This window comes from Saccharopolyspora sp. SCSIO 74807, from assembly GCF_037023755.1.
In the GTDB taxonomy this organism is placed as follows: Bacteria; Actinomycetota; Actinomycetes; order Mycobacteriales; family Pseudonocardiaceae; genus Saccharopolyspora_C; species Saccharopolyspora_C galaxeae.
On record NZ_CP146100.1, the window covers coordinates 2195532 to 2212832 of the forward strand.

The following is a 17301-nucleotide window of genomic DNA, read 5'->3' on the forward strand; positions in this document are numbered from 1 at the left end:
CAGGACGCTTTCGCGCCGGTGCCACGTACGCCCCGTGCCTGCTGCGCCGGGGCGTTTTTCGTCTCCTCGGGATCACTTGCCGGCTACGAACCCGCACCGCGGGTTGGCGAGTCGTTAGAAGAGAGGAGGCGACATGGCAAAGCCCGAGAAGGTCAACGCGGTCGACGAGATCGCCGAGCGGTTCAACACCGCCACGGCCGCCGTAGTGACCGAGTACCGCGGGTTGTCCATGGCGCAGCTCGGGCAGCTGCGCGACGCCCTCGGCGAGGGCACGACCTACCGGGTCGCGAAGAACACGCTGGTCAAGCGCGCCGCGGAGCAGTCCGGGGTGGAGGGGCTCGACGAGCTGTTCCTGGGGCCGACCGCGATCGCCTTCATCGAGGGCGAACCGGTGGACGCGGCCAAGGCGCTGCGTGAGTTCCAGAAGACCAACAGCAACCTGGTCATCAAGGGCGGCTACATGGACGGCCGCCCGATCTCGGTCTCCGAGGTCGAGCGCATCGCGGAGCTGGACTCCCGCGAGGCCACCCTCAGCAAGCTGGCCGGTGCGCTGAAGGGCAAGTTGAACGAGGCCGCGAGCCTGTTCGCCGCCCCTGCTTCGCAGGTCGCACGGATGGCCGCTGCGCTGGAGGAGAAGAAGGGCGACGAGGCGGCCTCCTGATCCGCCCCCGGCCCCGACCCGCCCGGCCCTGACTGCGCCGCGCAACCGGGGACCACGCCCGTGCACCGCACCGCTCGCCCGCACGTGCCTGCGGCGGGCGCAGATCTGAAAGGAATGCCGACATGGCCAAGCTGAGCAACGACGAGCTGCTGGACGTCTTCAAGGAGATGACCCTCCTGGAGCTGTCCGAGTTCGTGAAGCAGTTCGAGGAGACCTTCGACGTCACCGCTGCCGCCCCGGTCGCGGCCGCCGCCCCGGCCGCCGCCGGTGCCGAGGCCGCCGAGGAGGAGGAGCAGGACGAGTTCGACGTCGTCATCGACGACGCCGGCGACAAGAAGATCCAGGTCATTAAGGTCGTCCGCGAGGTCGTCTCCGGCCTTGGCCTGAAGGAGGCCAAGGAAATGGTGGAGGGCGCCCCGAAGGTCGTCCTGGAGAAGGTCGACAAGGAGAAGGCCGACGACGCCAAGGCCAAGCTGGAGGAGTCCGGCGCCAAGATCTCCCTGAAGTGATCTTCACCGTTCGGTCCCGGGGCCGCAAGGGTCCCGGGACCGAACGGCTTTTCCGTTTTCCGGAATAGTTCGCCCCGGCGCGCGTTCCGCGCCCGTCGAATGGCTTTTGTCGCGCGTTCCGCGCGCATTCATCCGCGGTGGCCGACGACCGCAGGTTCGATCCGATAACGATTCGCGGGTGGCCGGACTGTTCCGCGGTTCAGCGTCGCGGGATGCGGCTGCCGCTCAAACGGCTGCCGTGCAAGGTTTTGCAAGCGGGTACTCGCGCAGAGTGCCCGCTTTTTTGCGCTCCGCGCACGAACGCTTGATCATTTCGGCCGCCGGATCGATGGTTTCGGACACTTCGGAACAGTTCCGGTGCGCCTCTGGGAATCAACTGAACTCGTGAGTAACCTGTCCGGGTCTCGCTCGTTAGCCAGGTGTGACGCTACTGACGTTCGTTAGTCGAGTCACGTATGCGAGGCTCCCGGCCGGGTTGCACTACTGCACCTGGCGGAAGCGCTGCCGACGAGCAACGCGGCCAACGACGGAACGCGGAGGTGCCGGATGGGTGTCGAGGTGAAGGTCGAGGGCTTGTCCAAGTCCTTCGGCGCGCAGACCATCTGGCGGGACGTAACGCTGACCCTGCCGACCGGGGAGATCAGCGTGCTGCTCGGACCTTCCGGCACCGGCAAATCCGTGTTCCTGAAATCGCTGGTCGGCTTGCTAAAACCGGAGCAGGGCAGCGTGCTGATCGACGGCGTGGACGTCTGCGACTGTTCGGAGAGCAAGCTTTACGAGGTGCGCAAGCTGTTCGGCGTGCTGTTCCAGGACGGTGCGCTGTTCGGTTCGATGAACCTTTACGACAACATCGCGTTCCCGTTGCGCGAGCACACCCGCAAGGGCGAGTCGCAGGTCCGCGAAGTGGTCCTCGAGAAGATGGAGATGGTCGGTCTCATCGGTGCCGAGGACAAGTTGCCCGGCGAGATCTCCGGCGGTATGCGCAAGCGCGCGGGCCTGGCGCGCGCGCTGGTGCTGGATCCGGAGATCCTGCTGTTCGACGAGCCGGACTCCGGTCTGGACCCGGTGCGCACCGCATATCTGAATCAGTTGATCGTCGACTTGAACGCGCAGATCGACGCGACCTGCCTGATCGTCACGCACGACATCAACACCGCGCGCACGGTGCCGGACAACATCGGAATGCTGTTCCGCCGCAACCTCGCGATGTACGGGCCGCGGGAAATGCTGCTGACCTCCACCGAGCCGGTGGTGGAGCAGTTCCTCAACGGCCGCAAGCAGGGTCCGATCGGGATGAGCGAGGAGAAGGACGCCGGGCAGGCCGCCGCCGAGCTCGCGGAGTTGCAGGACGAGTCGCGGGTGCCGCACATCATTCCGCAGCTGGAGGCCACCGCGGGACTGCCGGAGCGGGCCGCGGTGCGGCGCAGGCAGAACCGGGTGATGGCGAATCTCGGTTCGCTGCCCCCGGAAGCTCAGCGCGAGATCGTCAACAGCCTCAGCGCGAAAGACCGCGAGTACTACGGCATTCGCGAGGGTGCTGCGCCGGTTCCGGCCGCGTCGATGAGCGGGTCGTTGCCGACCGCCGATGTGGCTCGGGTTCCGTCGCAGCAGCAAGCGCCGCAGCACCAGCAGCAAGCCGCGCAGCACCAGCAGCAAGCCGCGCCGCAGCACCAGCAGGCGCCGGCACACCAGCCCGGCCCGGCCAACCAGGCCCGTCCTGCCAATCAGCCCCGCCCGGCCAACCAGCCGGGGCCGGCGAACCAGGCCGGTCCGGCGAATCAACCCGGTCCGGCGAATCAGTCCGGCCCCGGCCAGTTCCCGCCGAACCCGGCGCAGGACGGAGGGGGCCGACCCGGCCCGACCCCGCGGCCCCGGCCGCGTCCGCACCCCGGCGAGCCCCCGTTCTCGTCCGGGCACCAGCCAGATGAGGAACCGGTGCGCGCACGGCGCCGCTGGTTCGGTCGCCGGAAAGGCGGTGAGCAGTGAGCGCACCGCCCACGAAGTCGCGGGCGAGCAGCGCACGGTCCTTCCCGGGAGCGGGAGGGCTGCGTGAGACGGGACGGTTGTTCGCGCTCGGGCTCGACGTGTGCCGGCAGCTGCCGAGCAGGCCGTTCCAATACCGCGAGTTCATCCAGCAGTGCTGGTTCATCGCCAGCGTCACCATCCTGCCGACCGCACTGGTGTCGATCCCGTTCGGCGCGGTGATCGCGCTCCAGCTCGGCTCGCTGACCAGGCAGATCGGCGCGCAGTCGTTCACCGGCGCGGCCAGCGTGCTGGCGATCATCCAGCAGGCCGCCCCGATCGTGACCGCGTTGCTGATCGCGGGCGCCGGTGGTTCGGCGATCTGCGCCGACCTGGGGTCGCGCAAGATCCGCGACGAGATCGACGCCATGGAGGTACTCGGCGTCTCCGTCGTGCAGCGCCTGGTGGTGCCGCGGGTGCTGGCGGCGATCCTGGTGGCGCTGCTGCTCAACGGCATGGTCAGCGTCGTCGGCGTGCTCGGCGGCTACTTCTTCAACGTGATCATGCAGGGCGGCACCCCGGGTGCCTACATGGCCAGCTTCAACGCGCTGGCGCAGCTGCCGGACGTGTGGATCAGCGAGCTCAAGGCGGTGATCTTCGGCTTCCTGGCCGGGGTGGTCGCCGCCTACCGCGGGCTGAACCCGCCGCCAGGGCCCAAGGGCGTTGGCGATGCGGTGAACCAGGCAGTGGTGATCACCTTCCTGCTGCTGTTCGCGGTGAACTTCATCCTCACCACGGTCTACATGCAGCTCGTGCCGCCCAAGGGGATGTGAGCGGGTCATGACGACGATCTCGCAGCGCGCGAAGCGCGTGTTCCGGCGACCGCTGGAGACGCTGGACGACCTGGGCGACCAGATGTCGTTCTACCTGCGGACGCTGGCCTGGGTGCCGAAGGCGCTCACCCGCTACATCAAGGAAACCCTGCGGCTGCTGACCGAGGTCAGCTTCGGCAGCGGGGCGCTGGCGGTCATCGGCGGCACGGTCGGCGTGATGATCGGCATGACGCTGTTCACCGGCACCGTCGTCGGGCTGCAGGGCTACGCGGCGCTGAACCAGCTGGGCACCTCGGCGTTCGCCGGGTTCATCTCGGCGTACTTCAACACCCGCGAGATCGCGCCGCTGGTGGCCGGTCTGGCGCTGTCGGCCACGGTCGGTTCCGGGTTCACCGCGCAGCTCGGCGCGATGCGGATCTCCGACGAGATCGACGCGCTCGAGGTCATGGGCGTGCCGAGCCTGCCGTACCTGGTGACGACGCGGGTGGTGGCCGGGTTCGTCGCGGTGGTGCCGCTCTACGTGCTGGGCCTGCTGACCTCGTACATCTCCTCGCGGGCCGTGACGGTGATGCTCTACGGGCAGTCCGCGGGCACCTACGACCACTACTTCAACTTGTTCTTGCCACCTGAAGACGTGTTGTGGTCGTTCGGCAAGGTGCTGGTCTTCAGCGTCGTGGTGATCATGACGCACTGCTACTACGGCTACCGGGCCAGCGGCGGACCGGCGGGCGTCGGCATCGCGGTCGGCCGCGCGGTGCGCACCGCGATCGTGACGACCGCGCTGCTCGACTTCTTCCTCAGCCTCGCGATCTGGGGCACCACTACGACGGTTCGGATCACGGGATGAGTACTCGCACCGCTCTGTTCACGGCGCGACGGCGCCTATTGGGCTTAGCACTGCTGATGTGCATCGTGCTGTTCTTGGCCCTGACGGTGGCGACGTATCAGCGCGCGTTCACCTCCAGCACGGACGTGGTGTTGAAGGCGGCTTCGACCGGGAACCAGCTGCTGCCGGACTCGGACGTGAAGACCCACGGCATGATCGTCGGCCGGGTGTCCGAAGTGGAGCCGACGCGCAACGGCTCGGCGGTGCACCTGGAGTTGGAGCCGGACAAGGCGAAGTTGTTGCCCGCCAACGTTTCGGCGCGGCTGCTGCCGCGGACGTTGTTCGGTGAGCGGTACGTGTCGCTGGACACGCCCGAGGATCCGGCGGGCCGGTTGCAGGCGGGGGATGTGATCTCGCAGGACCGCACGCGGGCGTCGGTGGAGCTGGAGCAGGTCCTGTCGGACACGATGCCGGTGCTGGAGGCGATCCATCCGGCCGAGCTGGCGACGACGCTGAACTCGCTGAACCACGCGCTGGAGGGCCGGGGCCAGTCGATCGGCGACACGATTTCGCGGTTGAACTCCTACGTGTCCGAGTTGAATCCGTCGTTGCCGGATCTGCAGGCGAACCTGCGCGAGGTGGTCGGGGTCGCGGAGACCTACGAGCAGGCGGCGCCGGACGTGCTGCAGGCGTTGGGCAACCTCTCGACCACGGCGCGGACGCTGGTGGATCAGCAGCAGAACCTGCGGACGCTGACCTCGCAGCTGACCACGGCGTCGGGGGACGCGACGAAGTTCTTCGAAGCCAACGGCCAGAACCTGATCCGGTTCGGCGAGACCTCCCGGCCCACGCTGGACGTGCTGTCCAAGTACTCCCCGGCCTACCCGTGCTTCACCAAGGACATGGCCGAGTTCATCCCGCGGGTCAACCAAGCCTTCGGCGCTGGCACCGACGAACCGGGCCTGCACATCACGCTCGAGGTCGTGCCCAACCGCGGCAAGTACGAACCGAACCAGGACGAGCCGGAGTACGGGGACAAGCGCGGGCCGCGCTGCTACGACTTCCGCAACGGCCCGAATCCGTTCCCGCAGTACCCGCCGGACGGCCCGCTGCACGACGGCTCGGTGCCGCCGCCCGCCGCCCGCCCGGCCGATCAAGGGTTGCTGCCCGGCTCGGGCGGTGGCGCAGGAGGCGGCGCGCCCGCGAGCACGTCGCCGCAGTCCGCTTCCGGGGCCGCCGGCGGTGACCTCGGTCTGCAGAACTCGCCGATGGAGCGGGACATGGTTTCCACGGTGCTTGCCCCGTCGATGGGCGTGCCGGCCGAGAACGTCCCCGGCTGGGGATCGCTGCTGGTCGGCCCGGTCTTGCGCGGAGCGGAGGTGAGCTACCGATGAACGGTCGCGGCATCACCGGCCCGCTGGTCAAATTCCTGATCTTCGTGCTGGTCACCGTGCTGGCCACCGGCCTGCTGATCATGACCATCGCGAACAACGACCTGCGCTCCTCGAACTCCTACACCGCCCGGTTCACCGACGTGACCGCGCTGAACGAGGGCGACGAGGTGCGGATCTCCGGAGTCAAGGTCGGCGAGATCGAGAACATCCGGGTGGTCGACCGGCGGCTGGCCGAGGTGAAGTTCAGCGTCGCCCAGCGCAAGCTGCCGAAGTCGGTCACCGCCACGATCAAGTACCGGAACCTGGTCGGTCAGCGCTACCTGGCGCTGGAGCAGGGCCCCGGCCCGGTCAACCAGCACTTGCCCGCAGGCGGCACCATCCCGCTGGCGCAGACCAAGCCCGCGCTGGACCTGACCACGCTGCTCGGCGGGTTCAAGCCGCTGTTCCAGGCGTTGTCGCCGAAGGACGTGAACCAGCTGTCCTACGAGATCATCCAGGTCTTGCAGGGCGAGGGCGGCACCGTGCAGAGCCTGCTGTCGCACACCTCGTCGCTGACTTCGGCGATCGCGGCGAAGGACCAGGTGATCGGCCAGGTCGTGAACAACCTCAACGGCGTGCTGGGCACCGTCAACGCCCGCGACCAGCAGCTGTCCGGACTGATCGTGCAGCTGCAGCAGGTCGTTTCCGGGCTCTCGGCGGACCGGGACTCGATCGGGGACGCGGTCGGCGCGCTGGACGGGCTGACCAACACCACCGCCGGACTGCTCTCCGAGGCCCGCCCGCCGCTGCGGGAGGACATCAACCAGCTCGGCGAACTGTCCAAGAACCTCAACGACAACGAGGACATCACCGAGCGGGTGCTGCAGAACATGCCGGACAAGCTGAACACGATCTCGCGGACCGCTTCGCACGGTGCCTGGTTCAACTTCTTCCTGTGCGGGGTCTCCGGGAATGTCGGTGTCGGTGACGTGAACCTGCCGCTGCCGCTGCTGCCGGCGACCCAGCCGAGGTGCCAAGGATGACGTCTTTCCAGAAACGCGACCCGCTCAAGATCGGCATCGCCGGGTTGCTGGTGCTGGTGCTCGGGTTCGTCCTCGCGATGAACTTCGAGCGGTTGCCGCTGATCAGCGGCACCACGTACCAGGCGAACTTCAGCGAAGCCGCCGGGTTGAAGACCGACAACGAGGTCCGGGTCGCCGGGGTGAAGGTCGGCACGGTCAGCTCGGTGGAGCTGGAAGGCGACCACGTGGCGGTGAAGTTCCGGGTCACCGACTCCTGGGTGGGCAACAACACCACCGCCGCCATCAAGATCAAGACGCTGCTCGGGCAGAAGTACCTCGCGCTGGACCCGCGCGGCGATGCCGAGCAGTCCAGTTCGGACCCGATTCCGATGTCCCGGACGATGGCGCCCTACGACGTCATCGAGGCGTTCAGCGGGTTGCAGCGCACCGTCGGTTCGATCGACTCCGATCAGCTCGCGCAGAGCTTCCGCGTCATGTCCGACACCTTCGCGAACACCCCGGGTGACGTGCGGGGCGCGCTGAACGGGCTCTCCGCGCTCTCGCAGACGATCGCCTCCCGCGACCAGCAGCTCAAGCAGCTGCTGGAGAACACCTCGAACGTGTCCAAGACGGTCGCCGACCGCAACGCCGAGTTCGAGAAGCTGCTCAAGGACGGGAACCTGCTGCTGGAGGAGATCCGCGACCGGCGGGAGCAGATCAGCTCGCTGCTGGACGGCACCCGCGCGTTGTCGGTGCAGCTGAGCGGACTCGTCGACGACAACCAGGCGCAGCTCGGCCCCACGCTGCAGCAGCTCGACAAGGTCACCGCGATGCTGGAGCGCAACCAGGACAACCTGAACCGCAGCATCGCCGCCTTCGGACCGTTCACCAGGTTGTTCTCCAACGTGCTCGGCACCGGTCGCTGGTTCGACACCTACATCTGCGGGCTGCTGCCGCCCGCCGTCGGCCCGATCAACCCGGAGGGCTGCAAGCCATGAGCACCCGGTCCGCGAAATTCCCGATCACCCGCCTGCTGGCCATCGGCTGCGCGGTGGTGCTGCTGGCCACCGCTGGCGTGTGGTGGATGTTCTCCGGCAACGACAAGCGCGTCACCGCCTACTTCACCGCGGCCGTCGGCATCTACCCCGGCGGGGACGTGCGGATGCTCGGCGTGCCGATGGGCACCGTCGACGAAGTGGTCCCGCAGGGCCGCACGGTGCGCGTGACCATGTCGCTGGACCGGGACGTGAACGTGCCCGCCGAAGCCCGCGCGGTCGCGGTTTCGCCGAGCGTGGTCAGCGACCGGTACGTGCAGCTGGCGCCCGTCTACAAGGGAGGGCCGCAGCTGCGCGACGGCGCGGTGATCCCGAAGGAGCGCACCGCCACGCCGGTCGAGCTGGACGAGGTCTACCGCAGCCTCAACGACCTCACCCACGCGCTCGGCCCGCAGGGAGCGAACAAGAACGGCGCGCTGACCGATCTGCTCAACACCGGCGCGGCCAACCTGGACGGCAACGGACAGGCGCTCGCCGACACGTTGCAGCACCTGGGGCAGGCGGGCACCACGCTCTCCGGCAGCAGCAAGGACCTGTTCGCCACGGTGGACAACCTGCAGAAGTTCACCGGGATGCTCTCGGCCAACGACCAGCAGGTGCGCCGGTTCAACGACCAGATGCAGGAGGTCAGCTCGCTGCTGGCCGGCGAGCGCGAGGACCTCGGCGCCTCGATGGCCGAACTCGCCGTGGCGCTGGGCAAGGTGGAGAGCTTCGTCCGGGACAACCGGGAGAACCTGAAGTCCAATGTGGACCAGCTCAACTCGGTGGCCAAGGTGCTGGTCGACCAGAAGTCGGCGCTGGCCGAGTCGCTGACCGACGCGCCGCTGGCGCTGGGCAACCTGCAGAACTCCTACAACGCCGCGTCCGGGACGCTGGACACCCGCGCGGTGATCAACGAGCTGAACCAGCCGCCGCTGGTCTCGGTGTGCAAGCTCGTCCGCCAGCCCACCGGCGGTACCCCGGTCGAACTGCCCGGCAACGTGCTCGACGCCTGCAAGGCGATCCAGCCGGTGCTGGACGGGCTGCTGCCGGTCTCCAGCATCGCCGATCTGCTGTCCCAGGCGCAGGGCAATCCGCCCGCGCAGAGCGGCGGGGCATCCGGCGGGCCGGCGATGCCGCTCGGTTCGGCCGGGGCACCGCTCGTCACCGGAGGTGGCCAGTGATCACGCTCAACCGCGGGCGTGCGGGCAAACTGCTCGGCCTGGCCGTCGCCGCGCTGGTGCTGCTGACCGGCTGCGGGTTCACCGGCGTCTCGCAGCTGCCGCTGCCCGGCGGCGCCGACGTCGGCGACAAGCCCTTGCAGGTCAAGGTGCGCTTCCGGGACGTGCTCGACCTCGTGCCCAACGCGGCGGTGCGGGTCAACGACGTGCCGGTCGGCCGGGTCAGCGCGATCGGGCTCGCCGACGGTTCCTGGGACGCCGAGGCGACGCTGCAGGTCAACCGGGACGTCAAGCTGCCGGGCAACGCCATCGCGCGGCTGCGCCAATCCAGCCTGCTCGGTGAGAAGTACGTCGAGCTGGCCGATCCGCCCGCACCCGAGCAACCGCGCGGCAAGCTCATCAACGGCGACGTGATCGGCCTGGACCGCACCAACCGCAACCCCGAGGTCGAAGAAGTCCTCGGCGCGCTGTCGCTGCTGCTCAACGGCGGCGGCGTGGCCCAGCTGCAGAACATCACCAAGGAACTAAACACGGCGCTGCAAGGCCGCGAAGGCGATGCCCGTTCGCTGCTGAACAACCTGGACCAGCTGGTCGGCGGGCTGGACGCGCAGCGCGACGACATCACCCGCGCGCTGGACAGCGTCAACCGGCTCTCGGCCAGCTTGAACAACCAGCGCGGCAACATCGACACCGCGCTGCGCGATCTCGAGCCCGGACTGCGGGTGCTCAACGAGCAGCGCGGGCAGCTGGTCACGATGCTGCAGTCGCTGGACAAGCTCTCCGGGGTGGCCACCAACGTGGTCGACCAGAGCCGGGCGGACATGGTGCACAACCTGCAGCAGCTGCAGCCGACGCTGACCCAGCTGGAAGCGGCGGGCGACAACCTGCCGAAGTCCTTCGAGATCCTGCTGACCTACCCGTTCACCGACAAGGCGGTCGAGGGCATCAAGGGCGACTACACGAACCTCTACATCGACGCCGACCTCAACCTCACCAACATCCTCGGCAACATCGGACGCTCCCGGCAGCCGCTGATCCAGCCGCCGAAGCTGCCGTTGCCGCTGCCGGAGCAGCAACCCGGTGGCCTGCTACCGCGACCGGACTCGGCCAAACCGGGCAAGGAGTCGCCGGAGACCTCGAAGGCGCCGGAACCGGGCAAGTCCGACAACGGCGGCCTGCTCGGCTTCCTGTTCGGAGGTGACTGATGCTCAGCCGCAAGATGCGCGTGCAGATCGCCGCGTTCGTGGCCATCGCGCTGGTCGGCGTCGGCTACGCGGGCTTCCGCTACGCCGAGCTGGACAGGCTGTTCTGGTCGCGCGGGTACGAGGTGACCATGCAGCTGGCCGACTCCGGCGGGATCTTCAAGAACGCGGAGGTCACCTACCGCGGGGTGCCGGTCGGGCGGGTCGGCGAGATGCAGCTGACCGCGGACGGCGTGCAGGTGCCGCTGGACATCGAGAAGAGCTTCTCGCGCATTCCGGCCGACGTGGATGCCGTGGTCGCGCAGCGCTCCGCGGTCGGCGAGCAGTACGTGGACCTGCACCCGAAGCGCGATCGCGGGCCGTACCTGAAGGACGGGTCGGTCATCAAGCGCTCGTCCACCAGCACTCCGCTGCCCGTCGAAGACCTGATGACGAACCTGGACCAGTTCGCCAAGTCGGTTCCGGAGGACTCGCTGCGGACCGTGGTCGGCGAGCTCGGCACGGCGTTCCGGGACAACGGCGGCAACTTGCAGACGGTGCTGGACACCACGCGGGAGTTCACCACCGAGGCCCAGCAGCACCTGCCGCAGACCCGGCAGCTGCTCGCGGACGGCACCGACGTGCTGGCGACGCAGAACGACAAGGGCTCGGCGATCCGGTCCTACAGCTCCGACCTGCGCGCGCTGTCCGAGCAGCTGCGCGATTCCGATCCGGACCTGCGCAAGCTGATCAAGCGGGCGCCACCGGCCGCGCAGCAGGTGAGCGGGCTGCTGCGGGAGACGGGGCCGCAGCTGGGGACGTTGATCGGCAACCTCACCAGCACCACCGAGCTGCTGGCGCAGCACAACGACGGCATCGAGCAGCTGATGGTGACCTATCCGATGGTCTCCGCCGGTGGTTACAGCGTGGTGCCCGGGGACGGCACCGCCCACTTCGGGTTGGCGCTGAACGTCTTCGACCCGATGCCTTGCACGAAGGGTTACGAGTCGACCGAGAAACGTGCCGGAAATGACCTGGCTCCGATGCCGCTGAACACTGATGCACACTGTGCGGAGCCACCAGGTAGTCCGATCAACGTACGCGGCGCGCAGAATGCCCCAGGCCAGTGACAGACCGGCCGACCGGGAAACGAGGTGAGCAGATGTCCGAGAACGAGACGGCCGTCGGGACCGATCGCGGCAGCTCCGAGCGGACGCGGTTACCGGCCATGGCCTCGCTGATCTCGGTGGTCGTCGCGGCCGCCGCGGCGCTGTTCTTCGGGGTGTCCTGGGCGTTGGCCGCCGGTGGTGGCGCCGCCGGCTACGCCACCGCGCGCGACGAGGCGTTGCAAGCGGGCACCCAGGCGGTCATCAACTTCAACACCCTCGACTACCACGACGTGCAGCGCGGGCTGGACCGGTGGGCGGAGTCCTCCACCGGCCCGCTGCACGAAGAGGTCGTGAAGGGGCGGCAGGCCAACGCCGAGCGAATCACCCAGGCCAAGACCGTCACCAACGCCGAGGTGCTCTCCGCAGGTCTGACCGAGCTCAACGAGCGCGCAGGCAAGGCCCGCATGATCGCGGTCGTGAAGGTGACCGTGACCCCGGACGGCCAGCCGCCGACCGAGAAGCGCAGCCGCTACCAGGCCGAGCTCACCCGCGAAGGCCAGGAGTGGAAGCTCAGCGTGCTCGGTCCGGTGCCCGTCGGCTGACGCCGCGCCCGAGACCTGCTGACCCGTTCGTTCGAGGAGTGGTTCCCGTGCCCGAATCCCGCCGTCCCAGAGCGACCTCGCGCAAGCGCGTCGCGGGGCAGCGCAACCGACCGGAAACGAAGTCGAACCGGTCGTCCCGGGTCGGCCTCACCCGGCCCGGCGGCCCGCCGGAGCAGGAGGAGCAGGCCGACGGCGCCGTCGAAGCCGTGGACACCGCGGCGGGTGCGGAAGCCGGGACCGAACCGGCGGGCGAGGACTCGGCGGCCTCGCGCGACCGGAGCCGGGAAGATGCGGCCGCCGACTCGGCTGATGCCGCCGCGGATGCGGTCCAGACGACGCCGGAGAGTTCCGGGACCGAGTCGTCGCAGGACGCGTCGGACGAGAACAGCGACGAAACTGCGGACGTCCGGAGCTCGGCAGCCGCTGCGACCACCGCGGACGACGTCCGATCCGAAGACTCGGCCGTCGCGTCCCGATCCGGGACGGACCAGTCCGCCCAGTCGCAGTCAGCCCAGTCCGGGGAGTCCCAGTCCGGCCAGTCCAGGTCCGCGAGCACCGATTCCGCGACTGCTGATTCCGCGGCATCCGAGCCCACGTCGGTCTGGCGATCCGGCACGCAGACCACGGAGCAGTCCGAGCAGCAGCGCGTGCAGACCGGGCCGAAGCAGCCCGCTGTCCCCCTGATCGCGGCCGGATTCGTCGCGGCGTTCGTGCTGGCGTGCCTGGCGGTCTGGTTCGGCATCGAGACGTACCGCAGCAGCGCCGCCACCTCCAACGAAGCACTCGTCGACCAAGCTGCGACCAGCGAGGTCAACGGGCAGCTGAGCGACGCCGCGGCGAAGATCTTCTCCTACGACTTCGCCGACACCGGCAAGGCCGAGCAGGCGGCGAAGAACCTCCTCGAAGGCGACGCGATCAACGAGTACAACCAGCTGTTCTCGACCGTCAAGCAGCAGGCTCCCGCGCAGAAGCTCGTGGTCACCACGACCGTGAAGGCCAGCAGCGTGCTGCGGCTGGAGCGCGACCGCGCGGAGGTGCTGCTGTTCGTCGACCAGAACGCCACCCGCACCGACAACGGCCAGAACCAGGTCGGCCCGGCGCAGGTCGTGTTCAACGCGAAGAAGCACGGCGACCAGTGGAAGATCACCCACATCTCGCAGAAGTGATCAGCCGTCCGCGCAGGTACCGCCCGCGCGGACGGCCCGGCGGCCGCACCTCACGGACCGACGTGCAGGTGCGCCGCCCAGCGGGCCGGTGAGTCCGGGTGCGCGGCGCGCAGCCGGCGGGCCGCGCCGTGCAACGCGTGCGCCGAGCGGGCGGTGTCGTTCTCACCCGAACCGAAGACGTCGTCGTAGACCTCGGTGTGCACGCGCAGCGCGCTGTCCTCGTCGACTTCCCACAGGGTCCCGATGACGTGCGCGAACCCGGCGAAGCCGAGCGCCGTGGCAAGCGGCAGCGCGGCGGCCGAGGGGTTGTCCACGAACGTCGAGCAGTTGCCCAGGAAACCGAACTCGGCGTGTTGCAGCCCCACCTGGCCGAGGTCGACCAGCCCGACCGGGCGCTGCGGCGCCTCCCGCTCGACGAGGCGGCCAGCAGCGGGCTGCCCCGGGTACTGCACGCTCGGTTCGCACACGTGCAGCCAGGCGTAGCCGGGGAGGATGCGCAGCAGTTCGTCCGGCGCCGCCGTCTCGGGTGAGACGATCTCGGCGTTCGGCCAGTACTGCGCCAGCACTTGGTTCTGCGGCGGCAACTCGCGGGACACCCGGCCGTTGGAGCTCGCGGCGACCAACGCCGCCCCGTTCTCCGGCAGCGGCCGTTGCCGCGTGTCCTCCAGCACTCCCAGCGACGGGATGTAGGACGACACCACGCGGTCCAGCGCGCTCGGGCCGTCCTTCGCGGTGGCCGCGTGCAACGGCAGATATCCGAGGGCGCCGATCACGCACCACCACACGCGCGGCCAGCGCTGGCCTTCCTCGGGCGTCCCCACGTAGCCCATCCGGTCCAGGGTGGGGCGGCTGATGTTGTGCCACAGCCAATCCAGCGCCTCCACCATCGCCGACTGGTCACGCCGCTCGGTGGCGGCCAGCGCGGCGCGCGCCTGCTCCCGCGCCGAGTCCGGGCCGGCGCCCGGCAGCGGCACGATCACCACCCGGCCGGCGAACAAGATCAGCGCGTCCGATCGGTACCGGCTCAGGTTGACCAGCACCACCGAACCCTCCACCGAGCCCTCCTCGCCGCCGGAGAGCTCGGCGAACGACCGGACCCGCAGGTGCTCGGCGTGCGCCGAATCCGAACGCACCTCGCGCAGCATGTCCTCCCAGGCGTGCACCAGCCTGCTGCGCAAGCCCGTGCCGTCTTCCGGATCGGCCAGCGCGGGCTCGCCCGGAGGCCGGTCCAGCAGCCTGCGCAGCCGCACCGCTTCGTCCGCGAGCTCGGGGTGGTCCCGGTGCAGCCTGCCCAGCTCGCCCTCGGCGGGCAGGAAGTCCGACATCAGCGCGCTGCGACCGTGCTCCAGCAGCTCGACCGCGCGTTCCGGTTCGCCGTTCTCCACGGCGCAGGCGGCCGCATCCGCGGCGATCAGCGCCCAATGCTGCTGCACGGCCGGAGAAGCCACGGCGCGCTTACCTCGCACCACCAGCGGCAGCAGTTCCACTGCGGCGCTGAAGGACTCCAGCGCCTCGGACCAGCGTTGCGCCCCTGCCGCGAGCCGCCCGGCCAGGCTCGCCGCGCGCAGCCGCTGATCGGCAGGCGCCGTCTGCTGCCCGGCCGCCTCGGACAGCACCCTGCGCGCCCACCGGTAGTACCGGCGCCTGCCGGTGCGCTGGTGCAGCGATCGCAGCGCGCGTCCGAGCTGCGTAGCCACGTAGGCACGCTCAGGCGCGTACGGCGACATCGCTTGCAGCGCGCGGTCGAACCAGTCGACCGCGGATTCCATGTCCGTGGTGCGGGTGCTGCGGCGGAACCGGTGCCCCGCGATCACGCCGAGCTGCGTCCACGCGATGTGCGGCGAATCCTGCCCGGCCGCGACCGCCTGTTCGCAGACCTCCTCGGCACGCCGCAGATCCTGCTCATCGCCGTTGTTGCCGTACCGGGTCAGCAGCGTCATCGCCAGCGAGTTCAGCACCGCCCGCCGGTCGGCTCCCGCGGCCTCCTGCGCCGAGACCTCCCCGGCGGTGACGGCCGTATCCAGCGAGTCGGTCTCGCCACCGTGCTGGAAATGCCTGCGCAGCAAGGCTCCGTAGCCGGCGAAAGCCAATGCCCGGCGAGCGTCGTCGGCGGCCATCCCGCGGGCGCTGGAGGCGTAGGCGCGCAACGTCCGCCGCAACGGCCCCGGCTCGCCGGTGCTGTCCACGTGCTCGACAGTCGATTCGGCGAGCAGGACCAGTACCCGCCCGGTCAGCGGATGCCCGGCGCCGAGCACGCCCAGCACCCCGATCAGCTCGCTGATCCCCGATTCCAGGTCGCCCAGGTCCCCGGCCTGCTCGAAGCGCAGTCGCAGCGCGCTGGCCAGGTGGCACAGGGCGTTGCGCCGGGGCTCCCCGTCGGCGAGCCCGTCCGCGCCGCCGCGCAGGTGCGAGATCCCCTCTTCCAGGTCCTGCGGGGACCCGGTGCGCTGGTGCCTGCGCATCAACGCGGCTCCCAGGTTGATCCGCAGCTCGGACGGGTCGGAACCGCCGCTGCTGGAGGCGGCGCGGGCCGCGTCCCGGAAGGCGCCGATCGAGGCGTCGTCGGAGGAGGCGTCATCGGCCAGTCGCGCGTGCGCCTTCAGCGAATTGGCCAGCCGGACCAGCGCCATCACGCGCCTTGGATCCCGGCGCGGCGTCTGCTCGACCGCTTCCCGAGCCGCCCGCACCGCCTCCTCGGCGGGCTGCGCCGCTGCGCTCCTCGTGCCCAGGTCGGTCAGCGCCAGGGCGAGGTTGCACAGGTACAGCACCAGGTCCGGATCGTCGGTCTGCGCGCTGGTCGAGGCGTCGCGGTAGTAGCCGACCGCGTCTTCCAGATCCCCGAGCTGCTTGCTGTTCAAATGCGCCAGCTGGGATGCGCTGCCCAGGTTGTTCAGCACACCGGCGCGCGCCGGGTCCCGCTCGTCGAGCACTCCCGCGGTGGTGCGGAAGACCTCGGTCACCCACGGCAGATCCTCGAACTCCAACGTCGAGATGATCCGGTTCATCGCGGCGATCGCGTCGGCGTAGCGCTGCTCCAGGCTGGGCCGCGCCTGCGGAGCGGACGGCTGCTCCTGCTCGCCGGCGAACCATGTGGACCCCGCCGCGGCGTGCGCATTGCCTCCATTGGAACGCTGCTGCCCGCCGGAGTCGCCCTCCGGCCGGCCCGCATCGTCATTCATCGGCGATTCTCCTGTGGCGTGCTCACACGACTAACAGCGTCGCGGCGTGGCGGGGCGTTTCACGCTACCGGCGTTGACCGCCGCCGAGTAGACCGTGCACGACGCGGAACCTTGCCGGGCGCGAGGCGCGGGCGCCGCGTGCTCGGCAGGCCTCCCCCGAGGTCACAAGCCCGCTGGCCAGGCGTCCACCGCTGACCTGCCGGTTCCCCCGGAGGCCGGCGGGTGAGATGCCCTACAGCAGCGGCAACGCGCCCAGAGCATAGGTAAGCCGTCGAGGTTCCCGGTCGAACGCCTCCGCGATCGCGCGTGGAACAGCCGTCGCCGACGGTTCGCGGGCTCGCCGGAGAACCCCGGATGGATCTTCTTCAGCGCCGCCTTTGGCACGTTGAGCAGCTAAAAGTGCTTGATCGGCAGGCACTGCCCGTGATCGTGTCCTGCGCCACGAGGGTGATCGCAGCGTGATCTCTTGACTGTCGGCGGCGGCGGGTTCACTCTGGTCAGCAACACGGGCAGGGCCTCGCGGGGTGCGGCTGGAGCTGGCGACTTTCGGGACGTTCGTCAGCGAGCCCCTCGACAGGTGGCGTCGTAGCATCTAGACTGCTACTTTGCGCTGCCCTCTTTCCGCCCGCCCCGAACCGGGACGTAGGATCGTGGGCGCCATTG

13 protein-coding genes and 1 pseudogene are annotated in these 17301 nt (G+C 69.4%); 13 read left to right on the forward strand and 1 reads right to left on the reverse strand.

Annotated elements, in window-relative coordinates:
* Positions 1 to 133 precede the first annotated feature (133 nt).
* The 13 genes and pseudogenes from rplJ (at position 134) to V1457_RS10075 (ending at position 13459) form a co-directional block, all read left to right on the forward strand.
* A complete protein-coding gene (gene rplJ, locus V1457_RS10015) occupies positions 134 to 661 on the forward strand; it encodes a 50S ribosomal protein L10 (RefSeq protein ID WP_200069008.1) in 528 nt (175 codons plus the stop codon).
* A 122-nt stretch (positions 662 to 783) separates the two neighbouring features.
* Positions 784 to 1170: a 50S ribosomal protein L7/L12 gene (gene rplL / locus V1457_RS10020; RefSeq protein WP_200069009.1), complete on the forward strand. Its 387-nt coding sequence runs from the start codon at positions 784 to 786 to the stop codon at positions 1168 to 1170.
* A gap of 546 nt (positions 1171 to 1716) precedes the next feature.
* Positions 1717 to 2856, forward strand: a pseudogene (locus V1457_RS10025) (ABC transporter ATP-binding protein); the annotation flags it as partial.
* A gap of 296 nt (positions 2857 to 3152) precedes the next feature.
* Positions 3153 to 3965: an ABC transporter permease gene (locus V1457_RS10030; RefSeq protein ID WP_200069011.1), complete on the forward strand. Its 813-nt coding sequence runs from the start codon at positions 3153 to 3155 to the stop codon at positions 3963 to 3965.
* Positions 3966 to 3972: 7 nt separating this feature from the next.
* Positions 3973 to 4812 (forward strand): ABC transporter permease, encoded by an 840-nt coding sequence (locus tag V1457_RS10035; protein WP_200069012.1) that lies wholly within the window; start codon positions 3973 to 3975, stop codon positions 4810 to 4812.
* Entirely contained in the window at positions 4809 to 6185 is a 1377-nt protein-coding gene (locus tag V1457_RS10040; RefSeq protein WP_338602784.1) for an MCE family protein, read from the forward strand. Before V1457_RS10035 ends, V1457_RS10040 begins: the two co-directional genes overlap by 4 nt.
* The gene (locus V1457_RS10045) at positions 6182 to 7207 is read left to right on the forward strand and encodes an MCE family protein (protein WP_295142736.1); all 1026 of its coding nucleotides are present in this window, start codon (positions 6182 to 6184) and stop codon (positions 7205 to 7207) included. The genes V1457_RS10040 and V1457_RS10045 overlap by 4 nt, the downstream gene beginning before the upstream one ends.
* Positions 7204 to 8184 (forward strand): MCE family protein, encoded by a 981-nt coding sequence (locus tag V1457_RS10050; RefSeq protein WP_200069015.1) that lies wholly within the window; start codon positions 7204 to 7206, stop codon positions 8182 to 8184. Before V1457_RS10045 ends, V1457_RS10050 begins: the two co-directional genes overlap by 4 nt.
* Positions 8181 to 9404: an MCE family protein gene (locus V1457_RS10055; RefSeq protein ID WP_233626957.1), complete on the forward strand. Its 1224-nt coding sequence runs from the start codon at positions 8181 to 8183 to the stop codon at positions 9402 to 9404. Before V1457_RS10050 ends, V1457_RS10055 begins: the two co-directional genes overlap by 4 nt.
* Positions 9401 to 10606 (forward strand): MCE family protein, encoded by a 1206-nt coding sequence (locus tag V1457_RS10060; protein WP_374220916.1) that lies wholly within the window; start codon positions 9401 to 9403, stop codon positions 10604 to 10606. Before V1457_RS10055 ends, V1457_RS10060 begins: the two co-directional genes overlap by 4 nt.
* Positions 10606 to 11712: an MlaD family protein gene (locus V1457_RS10065; RefSeq protein ID WP_338602790.1), complete on the forward strand. Its 1107-nt coding sequence runs from the start codon at positions 10606 to 10608 to the stop codon at positions 11710 to 11712. The genes V1457_RS10060 and V1457_RS10065 overlap by 1 nt, the downstream gene beginning before the upstream one ends.
* Positions 11713 to 11744: 32 nt before the next feature.
* The gene (locus V1457_RS10070) at positions 11745 to 12293 is read left to right on the forward strand and encodes a hypothetical protein (RefSeq protein WP_338602792.1); all 549 of its coding nucleotides are present in this window, start codon (positions 11745 to 11747) and stop codon (positions 12291 to 12293) included.
* A gap of 47 nt (positions 12294 to 12340) precedes the next feature.
* Entirely contained in the window at positions 12341 to 13459 is a 1119-nt protein-coding gene (locus tag V1457_RS10075; RefSeq protein WP_338602796.1) for a hypothetical protein, read from the forward strand.
* A 50-nt stretch (positions 13460 to 13509) separates the two neighbouring features.
* Here V1457_RS10075 and V1457_RS10080 read toward each other — a convergent pair whose 3' ends face one another.
* Positions 13510 to 16638, reverse strand: coding sequence for a CHAT domain-containing protein (locus V1457_RS10080; protein WP_338602799.1), 3129 nt, complete (start codon positions 16636 to 16638; stop codon positions 13510 to 13512).
* Positions 16639 to 17301 lie beyond the last annotated feature (663 nt).

Coding starts and splice junctions, on each gene's coding strand:
- rplJ (WP_200069008.1), top strand. CDS start 134: ATGGCAAAGCCCGAGAAGGTCAACGCGGTCGACGAGATCGCCGAGCGG.
- rplL (WP_200069009.1), top strand. CDS start 784: ATGGCCAAGCTGAGCAACGACGAGCTGCTGGACGTCTTCAAGGAGATG.
- V1457_RS10035 (WP_200069012.1), top strand. CDS start 3,973: ATGACGACGATCTCGCAGCGCGCGAAGCGCGTGTTCCGGCGACCGCTG.
- V1457_RS10040 (WP_338602784.1), top strand. CDS start 4,809: ATGAGTACTCGCACCGCTCTGTTCACGGCGCGACGGCGCCTATTGGGC.
- V1457_RS10045 (WP_295142736.1), top strand. CDS start 6,182: ATGAACGGTCGCGGCATCACCGGCCCGCTGGTCAAATTCCTGATCTTC.
- V1457_RS10050 (WP_200069015.1), top strand. CDS start 7,204: ATGACGTCTTTCCAGAAACGCGACCCGCTCAAGATCGGCATCGCCGGG.
- V1457_RS10055 (WP_233626957.1), top strand. CDS start 8,181: ATGAGCACCCGGTCCGCGAAATTCCCGATCACCCGCCTGCTGGCCATC.
- V1457_RS10065 (WP_338602790.1), top strand. CDS start 10,606: ATGCTCAGCCGCAAGATGCGCGTGCAGATCGCCGCGTTCGTGGCCATC.
- V1457_RS10070 (WP_338602792.1), top strand. CDS start 11,745: ATGTCCGAGAACGAGACGGCCGTCGGGACCGATCGCGGCAGCTCCGAG.
- V1457_RS10080 (WP_338602799.1), bottom strand. CDS start 16,638: ATGAATGACGATGCGGGCCGGCCGGAGGGCGACTCCGGCGGGCAGCAG.